Origin of the sequence: Heliobacterium mobile (assembly GCF_009720735.1) — a bacterium.
In the GTDB taxonomy this organism is placed as follows: domain Bacteria; phylum Bacillota; class Desulfitobacteriia; order Heliobacteriales; family Heliobacteriaceae; genus Heliobacterium; species Heliobacterium mobile.
The window spans coordinates 1-1197 of the sequence record NZ_WNKU01000094.1; the positions used below are offsets into that span (position 1 = coordinate 1).

Below are 1197 nucleotides of genomic sequence, written 5' to 3' on the forward strand. Positions count from 1 at the left end.
AGCCACTGAAGGTATAGCCTTCCTTCGCAGGAACCGCAGGAGCACTAATTGTCGAACCGGAGTTTACATTGGTTATGTTTGATACTGCACTGCCGCCTTGACTATTGAAGGTGACCGTAAAGGTAGGAGTTGCGCTGGTCGCGATGTCCACCTTCGCCGCCGTAGCCTGCAAGTTGGGTACGCCGTCTTCCGTTACCACATAGACGTCATAGTCTGTCGACGGGGTCAAGCCCGTGATATCGATCGTCGCCGGCGTGTTGGCTGTCAAATCCACATAGCCTTTTTTCCCGCTTCCGGCATTCGACCCGCTCGCGTCTTGTCCCGCTTTTACTTGCGCCGCCGTGGGGGCTGTCGCTCCGTGGGGTACCACGACATAATAGCCTTTTCCGCTTTCGTTGGTCTGTACCAGCACCTGGGCGCTCGTGTTCGTCACTGTTCCCGCCTGTGGATAGCCCCCCGCCCAGGTCGGGGGGGTCGTGTCCGGCGCTGCGCTGGTCGCGATGTCCACCTTCTCCGCCGTAGCCTGCAAGTTGGGTACGCCGTCTTCCGTTACCACGTAGACATCATAGTCTGTCGACGGGGCCAAGCCCGTGATATCGATCGTCGCCGGCGTGTTGGCTGTCAAATCCACATAGCCTTTTTTCCCGCTTCCGGCATCCGACCCGCTCCCGTCTTGTCCCGCTTTTACTTGTGCCGCCGTGGGGGCTGTCGCTCCGTGGGGTACCACGACATAATAGCCTTTTCCGCTTTCGTTGGTCTGTACCCGCACCTGGGCGCTCGTGTTCGTCACTGTTCCCGCCTGCGGATAGCCGCCTGCCCAGGTCGGGGGGGTCGTGTCCGGCGCTGCGCTGGTCGCGATGTCCACTTTCGCCGCCGTTGCTTGCAGGTTGGGTACGCCGTCTTCCGTTACCATATAGACGTCATAGTCTGTCGACGGGGCCAATCCTGTGATATCGATCGTCGCCGGCGTGTTGGCTGTCAAATCCACATAGCCTTTTTTCCCGCTTCCGGCATCCGACCCGCTCCCGTCTTGTCCCGCTTTTACTTGCGCCGCCGTGGGGGCTGTCGCTCCGTGGGGTACCACGACATAATAGCCTTTTCCGCTTTCGTTGGTCTGCACCAGCACCTGGGCGCTCGTGTTCGTCACTGTTCCCGCCTGCGGATAGCCGCCTGCCCAGGTCGGGGGGGTCGTGTCCG

At 60.6% G+C, this 1197-nt stretch carries 1 protein-coding gene; it reads right to left on the bottom strand.

Annotated features, from left to right (window positions below):
• The coding region (locus GJ688_RS19800) for an InlB B-repeat-containing protein (RefSeq protein ID WP_170292179.1) at positions 1 to 1197 on the bottom strand (1197 nt) is incomplete at both ends.